Source organism: Enterobacter cloacae complex sp. P27C (assembly GCF_014895705.1).
GTDB lineage: Bacteria > Pseudomonadota > Gammaproteobacteria > Enterobacterales > Enterobacteriaceae > Enterobacter > Enterobacter bugandensis.
Window position 1 is genome coordinate 44822 of record NZ_JADBQB010000003.1, and the last position, 21284, is coordinate 66105.

Annotated in this window: 19 protein-coding genes; 14 read left to right on the top strand and 5 right to left on the bottom strand. The window is 58.3% G+C overall.

Translation table 11 applies throughout. From position 1 onward, the window contains the following. Positions 1 to 110: 110 nt before the first annotated feature. Positions 111 to 749, top strand: coding sequence for a DUF1007 family protein (locus tag IM291_RS06460; RefSeq protein WP_192986403.1), 639 nt, complete (start codon positions 111 to 113; stop codon positions 747 to 749). Beyond that, entirely contained in the window at positions 740 to 1732 is a 993-nt protein-coding gene (locus IM291_RS06465; protein WP_028014078.1) for a nickel/cobalt transporter, read from the top strand. The genes IM291_RS06460 and IM291_RS06465 overlap by 10 nt, the downstream gene beginning before the upstream one ends. Before the next feature lie 5 nt (positions 1733 to 1737). Here IM291_RS06465 and suhB read toward each other — a convergent pair whose 3' ends face one another. Beyond that, positions 1738 to 2541 (bottom strand): inositol-1-monophosphatase, encoded by an 804-nt coding sequence (gene suhB, locus IM291_RS06470; protein ID WP_028014077.1) that lies wholly within the window; start codon positions 2539 to 2541, stop codon positions 1738 to 1740. A gap of 132 nt (positions 2542 to 2673) precedes the next feature. Between suhB and trmJ the strand changes: the two genes are divergently transcribed. From trmJ to sseB, 11 genes are all read left to right on the top strand, one after another. Next, on the top strand, positions 2674 to 3399 hold the full coding sequence (gene trmJ, locus IM291_RS06475; RefSeq protein ID WP_028014076.1) for a tRNA (cytosine(32)/uridine(32)-2'-O)-methyltransferase TrmJ: 726 nt from the start codon (positions 2674 to 2676) through the stop codon (positions 3397 to 3399). Positions 3400 to 3615: 216 nt separating this feature from the next. Further along, the gene (gene iscR / locus IM291_RS06480) at positions 3616 to 4107 is read left to right on the top strand and encodes a Fe-S cluster assembly transcriptional regulator IscR (protein WP_008502158.1); all 492 of its coding nucleotides are present in this window, start codon (positions 3616 to 3618) and stop codon (positions 4105 to 4107) included. Positions 4108 to 4224: 117 nt separating this feature from the next. Continuing rightward, positions 4225 to 5439 carry a cysteine desulfurase gene (gene iscS, locus IM291_RS06485; protein WP_003860663.1) on the top strand — a complete coding sequence of 405 codons (1215 nt, stop codon included), beginning with the start codon at positions 4225 to 4227 and terminating at the stop codon, positions 5437 to 5439. Between the two features lie 24 nt (positions 5440 to 5463). Beyond that, positions 5464 to 5850, top strand: coding sequence for a Fe-S cluster assembly scaffold IscU (gene iscU / locus IM291_RS06490; protein WP_003860661.1), 387 nt, complete (start codon positions 5464 to 5466; stop codon positions 5848 to 5850). A 13-nt stretch (positions 5851 to 5863) separates the two neighbouring features. Next, positions 5864 to 6187, top strand: coding sequence for an iron-sulfur cluster assembly protein IscA (iscA, locus tag IM291_RS06495; RefSeq protein WP_003860659.1), 324 nt, complete (start codon positions 5864 to 5866; stop codon positions 6185 to 6187). 76 nt (positions 6188 to 6263) lie between these two features. Further along, positions 6264 to 6779, top strand: a complete 516-nt coding sequence (gene hscB, locus IM291_RS06500; RefSeq protein ID WP_045260178.1) for a co-chaperone HscB — start codon at positions 6264 to 6266, stop codon at positions 6777 to 6779. Between the two features lie 14 nt (positions 6780 to 6793). Next, entirely contained in the window at positions 6794 to 8644 is a 1851-nt protein-coding gene (gene hscA, locus IM291_RS06505) for a Fe-S protein assembly chaperone HscA (protein WP_192986405.1), read from the top strand. 1 nt (position 8645) lies between these two features. Continuing rightward, the gene (gene fdx, locus IM291_RS06510) at positions 8646 to 8981 is read left to right on the top strand and encodes an ISC system 2Fe-2S type ferredoxin (protein ID WP_003860652.1); all 336 of its coding nucleotides are present in this window, start codon (positions 8646 to 8648) and stop codon (positions 8979 to 8981) included. 1 nt (position 8982) lies between these two features. After that, positions 8983 to 9183, top strand: a complete 201-nt coding sequence (gene iscX / locus IM291_RS06515; protein ID WP_003860650.1) for a Fe-S cluster assembly protein IscX — start codon at positions 8983 to 8985, stop codon at positions 9181 to 9183. A gap of 53 nt (positions 9184 to 9236) precedes the next feature. Then, the gene (pepB, locus tag IM291_RS06520) at positions 9237 to 10523 is read left to right on the top strand and encodes an aminopeptidase PepB (protein WP_048960050.1); all 1287 of its coding nucleotides are present in this window, start codon (positions 9237 to 9239) and stop codon (positions 10521 to 10523) included. 96 nt (positions 10524 to 10619) lie between these two features. Beyond that, positions 10620 to 11396, top strand: a complete 777-nt coding sequence (gene sseB / locus IM291_RS06525) for an enhanced serine sensitivity protein SseB (protein WP_032648693.1) — start codon at positions 10620 to 10622, stop codon at positions 11394 to 11396. A gap of 17 nt (positions 11397 to 11413) precedes the next feature. Here the strand turns inward: sseB and IM291_RS06530 are convergent, their stop codons facing one another. From IM291_RS06530 to IM291_RS06545, 4 genes are all read right to left on the bottom strand, one after another. After that, positions 11414 to 12184 (bottom strand): MurR/RpiR family transcriptional regulator, encoded by a 771-nt coding sequence (locus IM291_RS06530; RefSeq protein WP_126327205.1) that lies wholly within the window; start codon positions 12182 to 12184, stop codon positions 11414 to 11416. Beyond that, a complete protein-coding gene (sseA, locus tag IM291_RS06535; protein ID WP_049001515.1) occupies positions 12184 to 13029 on the bottom strand; it encodes a 3-mercaptopyruvate sulfurtransferase in 846 nt (281 codons plus the stop codon). Before sseA ends, IM291_RS06530 begins: the two co-directional genes overlap by 1 nt. Positions 13030 to 13119: 90 nt before the next feature. Continuing rightward, positions 13120 to 14487, bottom strand: coding sequence for a 6-phospho-alpha-glucosidase (locus IM291_RS06540; RefSeq protein WP_049001512.1), 1368 nt, complete (start codon positions 14485 to 14487; stop codon positions 13120 to 13122). 12 nt (positions 14488 to 14499) lie between these two features. Continuing rightward, the gene (locus IM291_RS06545; protein WP_192986407.1) at positions 14500 to 16044 is read right to left on the bottom strand and encodes a PTS transporter subunit EIIC; all 1545 of its coding nucleotides are present in this window, start codon (positions 16042 to 16044) and stop codon (positions 14500 to 14502) included. Between the two features lie 287 nt (positions 16045 to 16331). Between IM291_RS06545 and IM291_RS06550 the strand changes: the two genes are divergently transcribed. Further along, positions 16332 to 21284, top strand: coding sequence for an alpha-2-macroglobulin (locus tag IM291_RS06550; protein WP_192986409.1), 4953 nt, complete (start codon positions 16332 to 16334; stop codon positions 21282 to 21284).

Here is a 21284-nt window from a genome sequence, read left to right on the forward strand (position 1 = left end):
TGTGAATGTTTGATAAGAATAGCTAAAGGATGGGCGCTGAAAAGCGCGCCGGCAGGCCTTTCACTCAGGATTGCTGGGGAACATCACAGAATTTTTGACGTGAGGAATTGATGCAGACAGTTAAACAAAATGCGATGGCGTTATTTTTGGCGGTTATCACCTTTACCGCCAGCGCACATCCTCACAGTTTTATCAGCCTGAAAACCGAGCTGGTCACCGACGGCACGCAGCTGAGCGGCCTGAAAATGCGCTGGACGATGGATGAAATCACCTCGGCGGATCTGCTTTATGATGCGGGTAACGCGAAGCCGGGCGACGAAATCTGGAAAAAGCTGGCGGCAGAAGTGATGGCCAACGTGCTCGGGCAGCACTACTTCACCGAGTTCTGGCATAACGGACAAAAGGTGAAGTTCCTCAATCGCCCGACAGAATACGGCATGTCCCGCGACGGACATCAGGCGGTGCTGACGTTCGTGCTTCCACTGGCGCATCCGCAGCCGCTGGCAGGACAAACCTATACGTTTTCTACCTTTGACCCAACGTACTACGTCGATATGAGCTACGCCGAGGACAGCGACGTGCAGCTTCCTGCGTCGTTGCAAAAAACCTGCAACATTACGGTTCACACCCCGAAGCCCAGCGAAGAGACGCTGAATTTTGCTGTCTCTCTTGATAAACAGGATGCCCCACCGGAGGACATGGAACTGGGTAAACAGTTTGCGCAGAAGGTAACGTTACAATGTCAGTGATCTCCTCTCCGGTACGAAAGCCGCGCCGCTGGCTGCACCTCTGGCCGCTGGCGCTTTTTCTACTGCTCGCCGTTTGCGGTTCGCTCTGGCTGTGGCAGGCCTGGCCGCAGGTGATGATGAAAAGCATCATCTGGCAGCGTGAGGTCAACCAGCAGATGAGCGGGCTGCTGAAGGCGGTGGCAGAGAACCCGACCAAAGCGGGCGGTTCCCTGCTGGCGTTCAGCTTTATCTATGGCGTGCTGCACGCGCTGGGGCCGGGGCACGGCAAAATCGTTATTACCACCTGGCTTGCCACCCATCCGTCGAAGCTGAAATCAAGCATTGGCCTGACGCTGGCCTCTTCGCTGCTTCAGGGGGGCGTGGCGATTGCGCTGGTGGTGGTTGTGCTTTCGCTATTACAGCTTCCCGCGCGCCAGCTGCACCTGAGCAGCTTCTGGCTGGAGAAGGGCAGCTATGCGCTGGTCGGCGTGCTGGGGCTGATCCTCTGCTGGCGGGCGCTGAAAAAGCTGCGCGCGCTGCTGCAAAAGCCCAAATTCAAAACCTTTACGCCGCACCACGTTCATGATGAACACTGCGGCTGCGGGCATCAGCATCTGCCGACGCAGGAACAATTACAGAGCGGTGACGACTGGCGCGCGCGGCTGATGATAGTTCTCTCTATGGGGATGCGCCCGTGCTCGGGGGCAATCATGGTGCTGCTGTTCAGTAAAGTGATTGGCGTGTTCGGCTGGGGCATGCTCTCGGCGCTGGCGATGGCGGCAGGAACCTCTCTCACCATTTCGTCTTTGGCGTTGCTGGTTCACAGCTTCCGTCAGCTTGCGGTAAAACTCAGCGGCAATAAAACGCCGGTACTGTGGCGGCAGGTAGGATGGACAACGCTCGCGCTGGCGGGGGGAGTGATTCTGCTGGTGGCGGCGGTAACGATGTGGATGAGCGCGGCGCCGTTTAGCACCCTCTCCCCTTTGGGGAGAGGGCTGAGATGAGGAGATTAACGCTTCAGCGCATCGCTCAGCTCGTCACGCATGTTGGCCAGCATGGCTTTAACAACGCGTGGGTTACCCGCAACGATGTTGCCGGTGGTCATGTAGTTGTGGCCGCCGGTGAAGTCGCAAACAATCGCGCCTGCTTCACGTGCGATCAGCTCGCCCGCAGCGAAGTCCCACGGCTTCAGTGACAGTTCGAAGTAACCGTCAACGCGGCCGGTTGCCACGTAGGCCAGATCCAGTGCAGCAGAGCCGGTGCGACGGAAGTCAGCGCATTCGGTGAACAGCTTGCCCAGGATATTCATATAGGTAGTTGCGTGCTGCTTCGCCTTGAACGGGAAGCCGGTCGCCAGGATGGTGCCGTCCAGGTCGCGTGCGTTGCTGCAGCGCAGACGGTAGCCGTTCAGCTGCGCGCCCTGACCGCGGGTCGCGGTGAACAGTTCGTTACGCATTGGATCGTAAACAACGGCGACTTCAGTACGGCCTTTAATGCGTACTGCGATTGACACAGAGAAGTGTGGCAGGCGTTTAACGAAGTTGGTGGTGCCATCCAGTGGATCGATAACCCATTGAACATCCTGATCGGTACCTTCATGTTCACCGCTTTCTTCGGTGATGATGGTGTGCTGCGGGTAAGATTTGCGGATCGTTTCGATAATAATCGCTTCTGCGGCTTTATCGACGTTAGTCACGAAATCATTGCTGCCTTTCTGGCTGGTTTCTACGGAGTCTGGCGTTTCGTAGTGTTTGGCAATTACATTACCCGCCTTGCGCGCTGCGCGCACGGCGATGGTCAGCATCGGATGCATCGGTCTCTCTCACTGGATGTTAAAGAACAGGAAAATCGGCGCAGAGTATAGCAGCGGGATCGGATTATGTCTCCCGTTTATGATAATATGCCCGAATATTCTTCAGACACTGAACCCAGACATCTAAAAATTATGCTGCAAAACATTCGAATCGTGCTGGTCGAAACATCGCACACCGGCAACATGGGCTCTGTGGCCCGCGCTATGAAAACCATGGGCTTAACGAACCTGTGGCTGGTTAATCCGCTGGTGAAACCCGACTCCCAGGCCATCGCCCTGGCGGCCGGGGCCAGCGACGTGATCGGCAACGCGCAGATCGTTGATACCCTCGACGAAGCGCTGGCCGGCTGCAGCCTCGTTGTCGGCACCAGCGCGCGCTCACGCACGCTGCCGTGGCCGATGCTGGATCCGCGCGAATGCGGCCTGAAAAGCGTCTCAGAAGCAGAGCAGGCACCGGTTGCGCTGGTGTTTGGCCGCGAGCGCGTTGGCCTGACCAACGACGAACTGCAGAAGTGCCACTACCACGTGGCAATTGCCGCCAACCCGGAATACAGCTCGCTGAACCTGGCAATGGCGGTGCAGGTAATCGCCTACGAAGTGCGCATGGCGTGGCTGGCGACGCAGGAGAAGCAGGCAGAACCGAAAGAAGAGACGGCCTACCCGCTGGTGGACGACCTTGAGCGTTTCTACGGTCACCTGGAGCAGACGCTGCTCGCTACCGGCTTCATCCGTGAAGGCCACCCTGGCCAGGTGATGAATAAGCTGCGCCGCATGTTTACCCGAGCGCGTCCGGAAAGCCAGGAGCTGAACATCCTGCGCGGAATTCTGGCGTCGATTGAGCAGAAGAATAAAGAGTAGTGCCGATTTCCCCCTCTCCCCGTGGGAGAGGGTTGGGGTGAAGGCATCAGGCCGCACCTATATTATGAAGGCACAGAAGGTTAAATACCTGACTAAAACAGTCAAGTAAATAGTTGACCATTTTAGTCAGGAATGTCAGACTTGGCCCTGCTATGCAATACCCCCATTTTACAATAAAAAACCCCGGGCAGGGGCGAGTTTGAGGTTAAGTAAGACATGAGACTGACATCTAAAGGGCGTTATGCCGTGACCGCGATGCTGGACGTTGCGCTCAACTCCGAAGCGGGCCCGGTTCCGTTGGCTGATATTTCTGAACGACAAGGGATCTCCCTCTCTTACCTGGAACAGCTGTTCTCCAGACTGCGTAAAAATGGACTGGTGTCCAGCGTTCGTGGCCCGGGCGGCGGTTATCTGCTGGGTAAAGACGCGGGCAGTATTGCGGTTGGTGAAGTGATTAGCGCGGTGGATGAATCCGTTGACGCAACCCGTTGCCAGGGTAAAGGCGGCTGCCAGGGCGGCGATAAGTGCCTGACCCACGCGCTGTGGCGCGATCTGAGCGACCGTCTGACCGGCTTCCTGAACAACATCACCCTCGGTGAACTGGTCAATAACCAGGAAGTTCTGGACGTATCAGGCCGTCAGCACAGCCATGATTCACAACGCAGCACCCGCGCGCAGGACGCTATCGACGTCAAATTACGCGCGTAATAAAACGATAAGTATTTCAGAATCAGGCCGGGGTGGTCACACCCCGCGTACTCGGTCGTACATCCAGCCGGTTGCCTGATTCCTTGCATTGAAGCGATGTACGGAGTTTATAGAGCAATGAAATTACCGATTTATCTCGACTACTCCGCAACTACGCCGGTGGACCCGCGTGTTGCCGAGAAAATGATGCAGTGTCTGACCCTGGACGGAAACTTTGGTAACCCAGCTTCCCGTTCACACCGTTTTGGCTGGCATGCTGAAGAGGCGGTGGATATCGCCCGTAATCAGATTGCTGACCTGGTGGGTGCCGACCCGCGTGAGATTGTTTTCACCTCCGGTGCGACCGAATCCGACAACCTGGCGATCAAAGGTGCAGCCAACTTTTATCAGAAAAAAGGCAAGCACATCATCACCAGCAAAACCGAACACAAAGCCGTGCTGGACACCTGCCGCCAGCTGGAGCGTGAAGGGTTCGAAGTGACCTATCTGGCGCCGCAGAGCAACGGTATTATTGACCTGAAAGAGCTCGAAGCGGCGATGCGTGACGACACCATCCTGGTCTCCATCATGCACGTTAACAACGAAATCGGCGTCGTTCAGGACATCGCCACCATCGGCGAAATGTGCCGCGCGCGCGGTATCATCTACCACGTGGATGCGACCCAGAGCGTGGGCAAACTGCCTATCGACCTGAGCCAGCTGAAAGTAGACCTGATGTCCTTCTCCGGCCACAAAATCTATGGCCCGAAAGGGATCGGCGCGCTGTACGTTCGTCGTAAGCCACGTATCCGCATCGAAGCACAGATGCACGGCGGCGGTCACGAGCGCGGCATGCGTTCCGGTACGCTGCCTGTTCACCAGATCGTGGGCATGGGCGAAGCGTACCGCATTGCGAAAGAAGAGATGGAAACCGAGATGGCGCGCCTGCGCACGCTGCGTAACCGTCTGTGGGACGGCGTGAAAGATATGGAAGAAGTGTATCTGAACGGCGATCTCGAGCAGGGCGCGCCGAACATCCTCAACGTCAGCTTCAACTATGTTGAAGGCGAATCGCTGATCATGGCGCTGAAAGACCTGGCCGTTTCTTCCGGTTCTGCCTGTACGTCTGCAAGCCTGGAGCCATCCTACGTGCTGCGCGCGCTGGGTATGACTGACGAGCTGGCACACAGCTCTATCCGTTTCTCTTTAGGTCGTTTCACTACCGAAGAAGAGATTGACTACACCATCAAGCTGGTTCGTAACTCCATTGGCCGTCTGCGCGACCTTTCTCCACTGTGGGAAATGTTCAAGCAGGGCGTGGATCTGAACAGCATTGAATGGTCACATCACTAATCGGTATATAAGGAGAATTCAATCATGGCATACAGCGAAAAAGTTATCGATCATTACGAGAACCCGCGCAACGTTGGCTCTTTTGACAACAGCGATGAATCTGTCGGTAGCGGCATGGTTGGCGCGCCGGCGTGTGGCGACGTAATGAAGTTGCAGATTAAAGTCAACAATGAAGGTATCATTGAAGACGCGCGCTTCAAGACCTACGGCTGCGGTTCTGCAATTGCGTCCAGCTCCCTGGTCACCGAGTGGGTGAAGGGCAAGTCTCTGGACGAAGCACAGGCAATCAAGAACACGGATATTGCTGAAGAACTCGAACTGCCGCCGGTGAAAATTCACTGTTCAATTCTGGCAGAAGACGCGATCAAAGCCGCCATTGCGGATTACAAAAGCAAACGTGAAGCAAAATAATTGAGGTTTGAGTATGTCGATTACCCTTAGCGACAGCGCTGCCGCGCGAGTAAGCTCTTTTCTGGCGAACCGTGGTAAAGGCTTTGGCCTGCGACTGGGCGTACGTACCTCCGGCTGTTCTGGTATGGCTTACGTACTGGAGTTTGTTGACGAGCCGGCGTCTGATGACACCGTGTTTGAAGACAAGGGCGTGAAGGTGGTGGTCGATGGCAAAAGCCTGCAATTTCTCAACGGCACTCAGCTGGACTTCGTAAAAGAAGGCCTGAACGAAGGGTTCAAATTCACGAACCCGAACGTCAAAGACGAGTGTGGTTGCGGCGAAAGCTTCCACGTTTAACCGCGCGTCATCCGAAACCCCACCGTGGCTTTGCTGCGCGTGGGGTTTGTTCTAACAGGCTACCCCTGAGATTGTTATGGATTACTTCACTCTCTTCGGACTACCCGCTCAATACCCGATCGATCTTCAGGCGCTGACGGTCCGTTTTCAGGATCTGCAGCGTCAGTATCATCCGGATAAATTCGCCAGCGGGACGCAGGCAGAGCAGCTGGCTGCGGTATCGCACTCCGCGACCATCAACCAGGCCTGGCAGACGCTGCGCCATCCGCTGGCGCGTGCAGAATATCTGCTCTCGCTCCACGGCTTTGATCTGGCGAGCGAACAGCACACCGTGCGCGACACCGCGTTTCTGATGGAACAGCTGGAGCTGCGCGAAGAGCTGGATGAGATTGAACAGGCCAAAGACGAAGCGCGTCTGGAACGTTTTATTACGCGCGTGAAGGGCATGTTCGATACCCGCCATCAGCAGATGGTGGAGCAACTGAACAACGAGACCTGGGACGTGGCGGCAGACACTGTGCGCAAACTCCGTTTTCTCGATAAACTGCGAAGCAGCGCTGAACAACTCGAAGAAAAGCTGCTCGATTTTTAATTTCGGAAGCAATTATGGCCTTATTACAAATTAGTGAGCCTGGCTTAAGCGTCGCACCGCACCAGCGTCGTCTGGCGGTCGGTATTGACCTGGGCACCACCAATTCCCTCGTGGCGACCGTGCGCAGCGGCCAGGCGGAAACGCTGGCCGACGAGCAGGGCCGCCATCTGCTGCCTTCCGTGGTCCACTACCAGCAGCAGGGTCACGCGGTCGGCTATGACGCCCGCGCCAACGCCGCGCGCGATCCGGCCAACACCATCAGCTCCGTAAAGCGCATGATGGGCCGCTCGCTGGCTGATATCCAGACCCGCTACCCGCACCTGCCGTATCAGCTGCAGGCCAGTGAAAACGGTCTGCCGATGATTGCCACGGCGGCCGGTTTGCTGAACCCAATTCGCGTGTCTGCTGACATCCTCAAAGCGCTGGCGGCGCGCGCGACGGCGACGCTCAGCGGCGATCTGGACGGCGTAGTGATCACCGTTCCGGCCTATTTTGACGACGCACAGCGTCAGGGCACCAAAGACGCCGCGCGTCTGGCGGGCCTGCACGTGCTGCGCCTGCTGAACGAACCGACGGCGGCGGCGATTGCCTACGGCCTCGACTCCGGTCAGGAAGGGGTGATTGCGGTTTACGACCTCGGCGGCGGTACCTTTGATATTTCTATCCTGCGCCTGAGCCGCGGCGTGTTTGAAGTGCTGGCGACCGGCGGGGATTCCGCGCTCGGCGGCGATGATTTCGACCATCTGCTGGCGGACTACATCCGCGATCAGGCTGGCATCAGCGACCGCAGCGATGCGCGCGTTCAGCGCGAACTGCTGGATGCGGCCATCGACGCCAAAATTGCGCTGAGCGATGCGCAGTCGGTCAGCGTTAATGTCGCAGGCTGGCAGGGTGAAATCACCCGCGACCAGTTCAGCGAGCTGATTGCGCCTCTGGTTAAACGCACCCTGCTGGCCTGCCGTCGCGCATTGAAGGATGCGGGCGTGGAGGCTGACGAGGTGCTGGAAGTGGTCATGGTGGGCGGCTCAACGCGCGTGCCGCTGGTGCGCGAGCGCGTGGGCGAATTCTTTGGCCGCACGCCGCTGACCTCCATCGACCCGGACAAAGTGGTTGCCGTCGGCGCCGCTATCCAGGCCGATATTCTGGTTGGCAACAAGCCGGACAGCGAAATGCTGCTGCTGGACGTCATCCCGCTGTCTCTCGGTTTAGAAACTATGGGCGGCCTGGTGGAGAAAGTGATCCCGCGTAACACCACCATTCCGGTGGCGCGTGCGCAGGAGTTCACCACCTTCAAAGACGGCCAGACCGCGATGTCCATCCATGTGATGCAGGGCGAGCGCGAACTGGTGCAGGACTGCCGCTCTCTGGCCCGCTTTGCGCTGCGCGGCATCCCGGCGCTGCCAGCTGGCGGGGCGCATATTCGCGTGACCTTCCAGGTAGATGCGGACGGCCTGCTGAGCGTCACGGCGATGGAAAAATCGACCGGCGTGGAGTCGTCCATCCAGGTGAAGCCGTCCTACGGCCTGACCGATGGCGAAATCGCCTCCATGATCCAGGATTCAATGAGCTACGCCGAGCAGGATGTGAAGGCGCGTATGCTGGCTGAACAGAAAGTTGAAGCCGCACGTGTGCTGGAAAGTCTGAACGGGGCGCTCGCTGCCGATGCCGCGCTGTTAAGCGCCGCCGAGCGTCAGGTGATTGACGAGGCTGCCGCGCGCTTACGCGCAGTCGCCGAAGGCAATGACGCTGACGCAATAGAAGAAGCCATTAAAAACGTTGATAAACAAACCCAGGACTTCGCTGCTCGCCGCATGGACAAATCTGTCCGCGTCGCGCTGAAAGGCCAGTCCGTGGACGAGGTTTAATATGCCAAAGATTGTTATTTTGCCTCATGCGGACCTCTGTCCGGATGGCGCTGTTCTGGAAGCGAAGACCGGTGAAACCATTCTCGATGTTGCCCTGCGTGCAGGTATCGAAGTGGAACACGCCTGTGAAAAATCCTGTGCCTGCACCACCTGCCACTGCATCGTGCGTGAAGGTTTTGACTCTCTCGCCGAGAGCACCGAAGACGAAGACGACATGCTGGATAAAGCATGGGGTCTGGAGCCAGACAGCCGCCTGAGCTGCCAGGCCGCGGTGACCGATGAAGATCTGGTCGTGGAATTCCCACGCTACACCATCAACCACGCACGCGAGCATTAATATGGGACTGAAGTGGACAGACAGCCGTGAAATCGGTGAAGCGCTCTACGACGCGAACCCGGATCTCGATCCCAAAACCGTACGATTCACCGACATGCACCAGTGGATCTGCGATTTAGAGGATTTCGACGACGATCCAAACGCATCCAATGAAAAAATTCTGGAGGCGATTCTGTTAGTCTGGTTAGATGAAGCAGAGTAAATCACTTAACGGGCTGCCTTCAGGCGGCCCGTTTGCTAATAAGGATAAATAAAATGACCGAAGCGATGAAGATTACGCTCTCTACGCAGCCCGCCGACGCGCGCTGGGGCGAGAAAGCCAGCTACAGCATCAACAACGACGGTATCACCCTGCACCTGACGGGCAAAGATGATTTAGGTCTGATCCAGCGCGCCGCGCGTAAAATTGACGGCCTGGGCATTAAGCATGTCTCGCTGGAAGGCGAAGGTTGGGATACTGACCGCAGCTGGGCGTTCTGGGCGGGCTACAAAGGCCCGAAAGGCACCCGTAAAATTGAGTGGGCGAACCTCGATGAAGCCGGTCAGAAAGAACTGGAAAGCCGCCTGAAAATTATCGACTGGGTGCGCGATACCATTAACGCCCCTGCGGAGGAGTTAGGCCCTGAGCAACTGGCGCAGCGCGCCGTTGACCTGCTGTGCGGCGTGGCGGGGGATAACATGTCCTACCGCATCACCAAGGGTGAAGATCTGCGCGAGCAGAACTACATGGGCATCCACACCGTGGGCCGTGGTTCTGAGCGTCCTCCGGTCCTGCTGGCGCTGGATTACAACCCAACCGGCGATAAAGACGCGCCGGTCTTTGCCTGCCTGGTCGGTAAAGGCATTACCTTCGACACCGGCGGCTACAGCCTGAAGCAGAGCGCGTTCATGGATTCCATGAAGTCCGACATGGGCGGCGCGGCAACCATCACCGGCGCGCTGGCGTTCGCCATCACCCGCGGTCTGAACAAGCGCGTGAAGCTCTACCTGTGCTGCGCGGATAACATGGTGAGCGGCAACGCCTTCAAGCTGGGCGACATCATTCGCTACCGCAACGGTAAAAATGTCGAAGTGATGAACACCGATGCCGAAGGCCGTCTGGTGCTGGCCGATGGCCTGATCGACGCCTCTGCCCAGAAGCCAGAGCTGATTATCGACATGGCGACCCTGACCGGCGCGGCGAAAACCGCCCTGGGCAACGACTACCACGCGCTGTTCAGCTTTGACGACAAGCTGGCCGCTCGCCTGCTGGCAAGCGCGGCTGCGGAAAACGAACCGTTCTGGCGTCTGCCGCTGGCCGAGTTCCACCGCAGCCAGCTGCCGTCTAACTTTGCCGAGCTGAATAACACCGCGAGCGCGGCGTACCCAGCGGGGGCAAGTACCGCAGCAGGCTTCCTGTCGCACTTCGTTGAGAACTATCACGAAGGCTGGCTGCACATCGACTGCTCCGCAACCTACCGTAAGGCGGCAGTTGAGCAGTGGTCCGCGGGCGCGACCGGTCTGGGCGTGCGTACCGTGGCGAACCTGCTGACGGCTGAGTGATCTTTTTTGCCCGGCGGCGCTGCGCTTGCACGGGCCTGTGGTTTTGTAGGCCGGGTAAGCAAAGCGCCACCCGGCGTTTATTGAAGTAGCCAAACTATGTCAGATACCAAAAACGAATTAGAAACCCTGCTGGAACAGGCGGCGACCGAGCCAGCCCATCGTCCGGCATTTTTCCGCACGCTGCTGGAATCCACCGTCTGGGTGCCGGGCACCGCGGCGGAAGGTGAGCAGGTAGTGGAAGACAGCGCGCTGGATCTGCTGCACTGGGAGAAAGATGACGGCACGTCGGTTATCCCGTTCTTCACTTCATTGGAAGCGTTGCAGGAAGCGGTAGAAGATGAACAGGCGTTCGTGGTGATGCCGGTGCGCACGCTTTTCGAAATGACGCTGGGCCAGACGCTGTTCCTTAACGCTAAGCTGCCAACCGGGAAAGAGTTTACCCCGCGCGAGATCAGCCACCTGATTGGTGAAGAGGGTAACCCGCTTAGCACCCAGGAGGTGCTGGAAGGGGGCGAAACGCTGCTGCTGTCTGAGGTGGCCGAGCCGCCTGCGCAGATGATCGATTCGCTGACGACGCTGTTCAAAACGCTCAAGCCCGTCAGGCGCGCGTTTCTCTGCTCCATTAAAGAGCGCGCGGACGAAAAGCCGGTGCTGTTGATCGGTATTGAAGCCGATGGCGATTTCGACGAGATCGTTCAGGCGGCGGGCAGCGTGGCCACCGACACGCTGCCGGGCGATGAGCCGATTGATATCTGTCAGGTGAAAAACGGTGAGAAGGGCATCAGCCACTTCATCACCGAGCACATCACGCCGTTCTATGAGCGTCGCTGGGGCGGCTTCCTGCGCGATCTCAAGACCAACCGCATCATCTGATTACGGCGGGGTGAATGTCACCCCGTTGCCTCCAGCAGCAGTAAATCCATCAGCAGCACCAGATTCGACTCAAACGACGTCACGCCCGCGGCTTCGGCAGCGAAGTGCACCGCCTCGTCATACAGCGCAAAGTGCACGTCCGCCATGCCCGCCAGCGTATTGGCCGAGGCGCGGGTAAAGGCGACGACCGTCATGCCGACGTTTTTGGCAATTCGCGCCTTATCCAGCACCTGTTCCGTTTCGCCGCTTCGCGAAACGGCGATAAATACCTGATAACGCGCGGCGTTACTGAGAAAAATGTTTCGGCTGTCCCCCGGCCCGGAGATGAACGCCGTTTTGCCCAGCACCTGCAGCTTCTTGGTCAGGTATTCGGCAAAGAGATAGGAAAACCCGGCTCCGTAGAGAAAAAAGCTCTCTTTCTGCCGCAGCAAGGCGGCGAACTGCTGGCGCTTCTCCTGCGTGATCCACTGGAAGGTGTGCTGATAGTTAGCGATAAACTGATTAAACAGCGCCGGGAGCTCAGGAAGGGATTGCGCCTGAGCGGCAATATGCGGCGTGTCGGAGAGCAGCTGCTTGCAGTGCCAGATAAACTCGCTAAAGCCGCTAAACCCCAGCTTCTGACACAGCCGCATAATGGTGGCGGTAGAAACAAATGTCGCCTGCGCCAGCTCGCGCACCGTGATGTTGCCCACCAGCAGCGGATGCTCCGTCAGGTGGGCGAGGACGCGATACTCCGCGCGGGTCAGGGACGCCCCGCGCGTTAACAGCGTGGCCAGGCGGTTATCCATTATTTCGCCGGTTCAACTGGCAGATCGTCACGCGCCCCCCATTCGCTCCAGGCGCCGTCGTAGAGCGTAACGTCGTTGACGCCGAGGGTGGAGAGCGCCAGGATCACCACGCAGGCCGTCACGCCGGAGCCGCAGCTGGCAATAATCGGGCGATGTAAATCCACGCCCGCGCGGTCAAAAATGGCACGCAGCTCGTCGGTAGTTTTCAGCTCGCCCTCAAACACCAGGTCGCCCCACGGCACGTTCAGCGCACCTGGAATATGGCCTCGTCTCAGCCCTGGACGTGGTTCATCCGCTTCAGCGTTAAAGCGTGGTGCTGGGCGCGCATCGACGATTTGCGCCGTCTTTTCATGGCTCGCGACCAGTACGTCGGTCAGGCGCTTCACCACGTTAGCGTCGAACGTCGCGTCGAACTCGCCTTCCGGCAGCGTCACGTCGCCTTGCTGGAGCGGCAGCTCGTCACGCTTCCAGCCCGCCAGCCCGCCCGCCAGAATCGAGACTTTTTCCACGCCAAACTGTTTCAGCATCCACCATGCGCGCGGCGCGGAGAACAGATTGCCTTCATCGTAAACAACAAGATGTTTGTCTTTGCTGACGCCCAGCTCGCGCATCGCCACGGAAAACGCTTCCGGGCGCGGCAGCATGTGCGGCAGGGGAGAAGTATGATCGGAGAGGGCTTCGATATCAAAAAATACCGCGCCAGGCAGATGCCCTGCGCGGTATTCACCGGGAACGTCACGATGTTCCTGGCCCGGCGGGGCCATACGCGCGTCAATAATCTGGACTTCCGGATCGTCGCCGTGCTCAATCAGCCAGTCGGCGGCGACAAAATATGAGGTGGACATGGGTTGCCTCCATTCTTTTCCGTAAAAAAGGATTGTCGGTGTTTTTTCTGACACCGACAAGCAAACCACGTTCAACTCGCGAGCAAGCCCCTATTTTTTCACCGTTTCGCCGTCCTGCCAGGCTTTTTGCAGCGCAGGCCAGTAGTCGCGGTTGGCTTCTATCATCTCATCCAAAATCGCTTTTGCGTGCTCCATGGTGGGCACGGTGCGGTTGAGGGTGAACGCCTGAAGCGCTTTCTCATAGCTACCTTCGATGGTCGCCTCTACCAGCAGCTGTTCAGACGCCAGCTGCTGTTGCAGCAGGGTCTGGTGGAACAGCGGTACCAGCCCCACGCGCACAGGCTCCGGCCCTTCGGAGGTGATGTAGGCGGGTACTTCCACCACCGCATCATAAGGCAGGTTGGTAATCGCCCCGCGGTTCTCCACCATAACCAGATGGCGTTGGCGCAGGTTAAAGGCCAGCGAGCAGGCGACATCGACGATAAACTCGCCGTGAACGCCCACGTGGAAGGCATCCGGTAAAATCCCGGTGTGCTTGTACTCTTCGGCGGCGGCGAACAGCTTTTTCTCACGCCCGTTCATCACTTCGTTGGCGCGGGTATAGTCCGGGTTCTGATGCTCCACAATCTGGTTCGGCATCAGGTAGTACTGCAGGTACGGGTTCGGCAGGTACTCCGGGAAGTTATCCATAATCGGCTTGATGTTGCGCCAGGTTTTAATCCACGAAGGATCCGAGTGCTGCGGATCGGTTTTGGCCGCATCTTCCGTCAGCAGGCCAAACTTCGCGATATGTTTACGCAGCTCCGGTAATTTGTCCTCGCCGTCCACCAGCACGCGGGTAAACCAGCCGAAGTGGTTCAGGCCAAAGTAGTCCACCTCCAGTTTGCGACGATCGACACCCAGAATGGCTCCCATATTACGCATCGCCGCGACCGGCATATCGCAGATGTTCAGCACGCGAGCATTTGGTCGCAGGCGTCGCACGCCCTCCGCGACGATCGCCGCCGGGTTGGAGTAGTTCACGATCCAGGCTTTCTCATGCGCGTAGCGATCCACCAGATCGATAAGCTCTACCATCGGCAGGATCGTGCGCAGTCCGTAGGCCAGCCCGCCGGGGCCGCAGGTCTCCTGGCCGACCACGCCGTGACGCAGCGGGATCTTCTCATCCTGCTCGCGCATTTTGTACTGGCCGACGCGCATCTGGGCGAAAACGAAATGCGCGCCGCTGAAGGCCACTTCCGGGTCACTGGTGACGGTAAATTTGATGCTCTGGCTGTGGTCGCGAATCACTTTCTCAACCACCGGCGCAATGGTGTTCTGACGCGCCTCGTCGATGTCATAGAGGCGGATTTCAGCCAGCGGGAAATCCTGCAGGCGCACCATCAGGCTTTTCACTATACCCGGCGTGTAGGTACTGCCGCCGCCGGCAATCGACAGAATGAATGGGGGTGTAAACATCTTTAGCTCCTTTCAGAGAAACGTCTCAACGGCTTCTCGCATTTTTTTGACGTGCAGCCCGTAGACCACCTGAACGTTGTTACCTTGTTTGATAATCCCTTTCGCGCCGGTCGCCTTCAGGCGCGGCTCGTCGATGATGGCGACATCCTTCACCGTGACGCGTAAGCGGGTGTAGCAGTTATCCACAACCTCAATATTTTCCCGGCCGCCCAGGCCCACCACGATGGACTCGCCCAGCCCGTCGTTATTGCCCTTCGCCTGGTACTCCTGCTTGCTGTAGAGACGCGTCTCCTGGTCCTCATCTTCACGGCCAGGTGTTTTCATGTTGAAGCGCAGGATCAGGAAGCGGAACACCATAAAGTAGAGGGCAAACATGATCAGCCCAACCACGATGTACATCGGCCAGTTGGATTTCTCGGTGCCGAGCGGCAGGTTGTAAAGAATGAAATCGATAATCCCATTGGCACCGATGGCATGAACGCCCAGCAGCGAGAACAGCATCATGCCAATACCGGTCAGGACCGCATGCACCACGAACAGTAGCGGGGCGACGAACAGGAAGGAGAATTCAATCGGTTCGGTCACGCCGACCAGCAGCGAGGTCAGCGCCGCCGGGATCAGAATGGCTTTCGCAACGGCTTTACGCTCCGGCTTCGCGGTCATGTACATGGCCAGCGCGGCGGCAGGCAGGCCGAACATCTTGCTGATCCCGCGCGCGTCCCACACTACCGTGCTGCTGAGCTGTTTCACTTCCGGGCAGGCCATCTCGGCGAAGTAGATATTGCGCGCCCCCTGGTAAGCCGTGCCGCACACCTCCTGCGTGCCCCCCAGTTCGGTATACAGGAACGGCGTATAAACCAGATGGTGCAGGCCGGTCGGCACCAGAATGCGCTCAAGGAAACCGTAGATCGCCACCCCGAACGGGCCAGAGCCTTTAATTGCCAGCGCCAGGGCGCTAATCCCATGCTGCGCGTACGGCCAGAGTTCGCTCATTACCACGCCGAGCAGCATAGAGACGGGCAACATGACAATGGCGACAAAACAGTGGCCGGAGTAAATCGCCATCGCGCCGTTAAACTGTACGCCGGAGTATTTGTTGTACAGGTAACCGGAGAGCGCCCCGGTCAGGATCCCGGCGAAAACGCCCATCTCCAGCACCTGAACGCCCAGCACCATGCTTTGCCCGGCGGCTTTAATCTGCTCAGCAGGGGCCAGCTCGCCCTGCAGCTGCAGCGTCACGTTCATGGCGTTGATAAACACCACGAAAGTCACCAGACCAATCAGCGCCGCGTAGCCTTTATCGCGCGTCGCCAGACCAATCGGGATCCCGACGGCAAACACCAGCGCCAGGTTGACCAGCACCGACACGGCAGATTTGGCGATCAGCTGGCCGATACTCTGGATAAGCGGATGGCCAAGGAACGGCAGGTATTCGGCCAGGTTACCGTTGCCCAGCACATTGCCAAAGGCGATAAACAGACCGACAATCGGTAAGATAAGTACCGGTCCGTATAATGATTTTCCGAAATTTTGTAGGGCGTTCACGGCTCGTTTCATGGCTTTCTCTCTTTTTGAACCGCGCACTCGGGGTGCGTCATGGTCATAAAACTAGCAGGCCCTGAGCGAACATATCCAGCTATCTTCTTGTTTTAAAAACAAATGACGTAAAAGGTAACATGTGACGTTATGCGCTGTGATCGCGGTTCCATCACGGTGTAGCGGCGTGATGCCATTATGCGAGGCGCTTTCCAGATTCTTAAATTGGACTTTTTGTATTAACGAAACTTGCGGATAATACTTATCCGGACGACGACCAACAGGCCCCCTCAGGCCAGGGACACAGGATGAAACCGTTTCGCTTAGCCGCGATCTCTCTCGCGCTGCTCACCACCTTTACGCTTGTCGCCTGTGATAACAGCGACGATAAACCTCAGGCTGCGGCTGCCGCAGCATCCACCGCATCAACACCGAAAGCCGCGGAAAAGCCCGACGCTGAAAAGCTGGCTAAAATGGCCGCCCAGAGTCAGGGAAAAGCGCTGACTCTGCTTGATGCGTCTGAAGTGCAACTGGACGGCGCCGCTACGCTGGTGCTGACCTTCTCTGTCCCGATGGATCCGGAACAGGATTTCGCGAAAACAGTGCATGTTGTGGATAAGAAAAGCGGCAAAGTTGACGGGGCGTGGGAACTTGCGCCTAACCTGAAAGAGCTTCGCCTGCGCCATCTGGAGCCAAACCGTAATCTGGTTATCACCGTGGATCGTGGCCTGGTGGCGCTGAACAAAGCGACCTTTGGCATTGATTATGAAAAAGCCCTGACCACGCGAGATATAGAGCCGTCGGTCGGTTTCGCCAGCCGCGGCTCGCTGCTGCCGGGCAAGGTGGTGGAAGGGCTGCCGGTGATGGCGCTTAACGTCAACAATGTGGACGTCAATTTCTACCGCGTGAAGCCGGAATCGCTGGCCTCGTTTGTCAGTCAGTGGGAGTACCGCAACTCGCTGACCAACTGGGAATCTGACAATCTGCTGAAGATGGCGGAACTGGTCTATACCGGTCGTTTTGACCTCAACCCGGCGCGCAACACGCGTGAAAAACTGCTCCTGCCGCTTAAAGATATCAAGCCGCTTCAGCAGTCCGGCGTTTATATCGCCGTCATGAACCAGGCAGGGCACTACAACTACAGCAATGCCGCAACGCTCTTTACCCTGAGCGATATCGGTTTGTCTGCTCACCGCTATCATAACCGGCTGGACATTTTCACCCAGAGCCTGGAAAACGGTGCGGCGCAGTCCGGCGTCACCGTCACGCTGCTGAATGACAAAGGTCAGACGCTCGCCGAAGCCAGCAGCGACGCCGACGGCCATGCGAAGCTTGAAACAGACAAAGAAGCCGCGCTGATCCTCGCCAGCAAAGACGGCCAGACTACGCTGCTCGATCTCAAGCTGCCAGCGCTCGACCTGGCAGAGTTCGACATCGCCGGTAGCCCCGGCTTCAGCAAGCAATTCTTTATGTTTGGCCCGCGCGATCTTTATCGTCCGGGTGAAACTGTGATCCTTAACGGCCTGCTGCGCGACAGCGACGGAAAACCGCTTCCCGATCAGCCCGTGAAGCTTGACGTGCTGCGCCCGGACGGCCAGGTGGCACGCACGATCGTTGTTCAGCCTGAGAACGGCCTCTACCGCTTCAATTACCCGCTGGATAGCGGCGCGCAGACCGGCATGTGGCATATTCGCGCGAATACCGGTGATAACCAGCAGCGCCTGTGGGATTTCCACGTCGAAGATTTTATGCCCGAGCGTATGGCGCTCAATCTGACGGGACAAAAAGCACCGGTTTCCCCACAGGATGAGGTGGACTTCAACATTGTGGGCTATTACCTGTATGGCGCTCCGGCCAACGGCAATTCTCTTCAGGGCCAGCTTTTCCTGCGTCCGCTGCGCGACGCCGTCCCTGCGCTGCCTGGCTTCCAGTTTGGTGATATTGCGGAAGAAAACCTGAGCCGCAGTCTGGATGAAGTGCAGCTTACGCTGGATGAGCAGGGGCGCGGGCAGGTGACCACCGAAAGCCAGTGGAAAGAGGTACACTCGCCGCTGCAGCTGATCCTGCAGGCCAGCCTGCTGGAATCAGGCGGTCGTCCGGTGACGCGCCGCGCGGAGCAGGCTATCTGGCCGGCGGCGCAACTGCCGGGTATCCGTCCGCAGTTCGCCAGTAAGGCGGTCTACGACTACCGTACCGATACCACCGTCAACCAACCGATCGTCGACGAGAACGGCAACGCCAGCTTTGACATCGTCTATGCCGATGCCAGCGGGGCGAAAAAAGCGGTATCCGGTTTGCAGGTTCGTTTGATCCGCGAGCGTCGCGACTACTTCTGGAACTGGTCCGAGAGCGAAGGCTGGCAGTCTCAATTCGATCAAAAAGATCTCGTTGAGGGCGAGCAGGAGCTTAGCCTTAAGGCCGATGAAACCGGCAAAGTCACCTTCCCGGTGGAGTGGGGCTCATACCGACTGGAAGTGAAAGCGCCTGATGATGTGGTCAGCAGCGTGCGCTTCTGGGCAGGTTACAGCTGGCAGGATAACAGCGACGGCACGGGTGCGGCGCGCCCTGACCGCGTGACCCTGAAACTGGATAAACCGGCCTATCAGCCAGGCGATACCATCCAGCTGCACATTGCAGCGCCAGCCGCAGGTAAGGGCTATGCCATGATCGAATCCAGCGAAGGACCGCTGTGGTGGAAAGAGATCGACGTACCGGCAAACGGGCTCGATCTTTCCATTCCGGTGGATAAAGCCTGGAAACGTCACGATCTCTATCTCAGTACGCTGGTGGTGCGTCCTGGCGATAAATCCAAATCCGCCACGCCGAAGCGCGCGGTCGGTCTGCTGCATCTGCCGATGGGCGACGAAAATCGCCGCCTGAACATCGCGCTGGATAACCCGCAGAAAATGCGTCCAAACCAGACGCTCTCCGTGAAGGTGAATGCCAGCGTGAAAGAGGGGGCGGTTCCGCAGAAAGTGAACGTGCTGGTGTCGGCGGTGGACAGCGGCGTGCTGAACATTACCGATTACGTTACGCCGGATCCGTGGCAGGCCTTCTTCGGCCAGAAGCGTTACGGCGCCGATATCTATGATATCTACGGCCAGGTCATTGAAGGGCAGGGCCGCATGGCCGCGCTGCGTTTCGGTGGTGACGGCGATGAACTCAAGCGCGGCGGTAAACCGCCGGTGAACCACGTCACCATTATTGCCCAGCAGGCTCAGCCGGTTACGCTGGATGCCAACGGAGAAGGCACCGTTACGCTGCCGATTGGTGATTTCAACGGCGAACTGCGTCTGATGGCGCAGGCGTGGACGGAAGATGATTTCGGCAGCAGCGAAAGCAAGGTTGTGGTGGCCGCGCCGGTTATTACCGAGCTTAATACTCCGCGCTTCCTGGCAAGTGGAGATACCTCACGGCTGACGCTGGATCTCACTAACCTGACCGACAAACCGCAATCGCTGAACGTCGCCCTGAGCGCGACAGGCAAACTGTCTCTGGAAGGTGCACAGCCGCAGCCGGTTCAGTTGCCGCCGGGCGCGCGCAGTACCCTGTTTATTCCGGTGCGCGCACTGGAGGGTTATGGCGACGGTGAAGTGACCGCGCAGGTGACCGGCCTGCAGCTTCCGGGCGAAACCTTCGCACCGCAGCAGAAAAGCTGGAAAATTGGCGTACGTCCGGCATTCCCGGCGCAGACGGTCAATACCGGTGCCATGCTGAACCCCGGCGAGTCCTGGACCGCACCGGCGCAGCACAGCAACGGTTTCTCTCCTGCCACCCTGCAGGGGCAACTGCTGCTGAGCGGCAAACCACCGCTCAACCTGGCGCGCTATATTCGTGAACTGCAGGCGTATCCGTATGGCTGCCTGGAGCAGACCACCAGCGGCCTGTTCCCGTCACTCTATACCAACGCCGCGCAGCTTACCGCGCTTGGTATAAAAGGAGATACCGATGACAAGCGCCGTGCTGCCATTGATATTGGGATCTCCCGTCTGCTGCAGATGCAGCGTGATGATGGCGGTTTTGCCTTGTGGGATAAAAACGGGCCAGAAGAGTACTGGCTGACCGCCTATGTGACTGACTTCCTGGTGCGCGCGGGCGAGCAGGGTTATAGCGTACCTGCCGATGCGGTGAACAACGCCAACAACCGTCTGCTGCGCTACCTGCAGGATCCGGGCATGATGTCTATCCGCTACAGCGACGACACCCAGGCCAGCAAATTTGCCGTGCAGGCGTATGCCTCGCTGGTGCTGGCGCGTCAGCAAAAAGCCCCGCTCGGCGCGCTGCGTGAAATCTGGGAGCGCCACGGGCAGGCGGCTTCCGGGCTGCCGCTGATGCAGCTGGGCATGGCGCTCAAACTGATGGGCGATGCGCCGCGCAGCCAACAGGCGCTGGATCTGGCGCTCAAAACGCCGCGTAACGACAGAAAAACATGGATGGCCGATTACGGCAGCCCGCTTCGCGATAACGCACTAATGCTCTCCCTTCTGGAGGAGTATAAATTGCTGCCGGATGCGCAAAATACGCTGCTGAATGCTCTTTCTGAACAGGCATTCAGCCAGCGCTGGCTATCCACCCAGGAGAGCAATGCGCTGTTCCTGGCCGGACGTTCGCTGCAAACCCTGTCAGGCGAGTGGCAGGCGAAAACCACGTTGTCTGATACCGCATCAGGCGGCGATAAGGCGCAGGTACAAAACGTAAGCGGCGACCAGCTTGGTGCGCTTCAGGTAACCAATACCGGCACGGCACCGCTGTGGGTACGTCTGGACAGCACCGGCTATCCGGAATATGCGCCTCAGCCGAGTTCCAACGTGCTGCAGGTTGAACGTCATATCCTGGCAACCGATGGCAGCAGCAAATCGCTCTCTTCGCTGAAGAGCGGTGAGCTGGTGCTGGTCTTGCTTGAAGTGAAAGCCAGCCAGAACGTGCCGGATGCGCTGGTTGTGGATCTCCTCCCTGCTGGTCTGGAGCTGGAAAACCAGAACCTGGCGAGCAGCAGCGCAAGCCTGCAGGACAGCGGCAGCGAAGTGCAGAACCTGCTCAGCCAGATGCAGCAGGCGGACATTCAGCACATGGAGTTCCGCGACGACCGCTTTGTGGCCGCCGTGCCGGTAAACGAAGGTCAGCCGGTTACGCTGGTTTATCTGGCCCGTGCCGTAACGCCGGGCACCTACCAGGTGCCGGTTCCGATGGTGGAGTCTATGTACGTTCCGCAGTGGCGGGCAACGGGTGCGGCCAGCGGCCCGCTGATTGTTGTTCCGTAA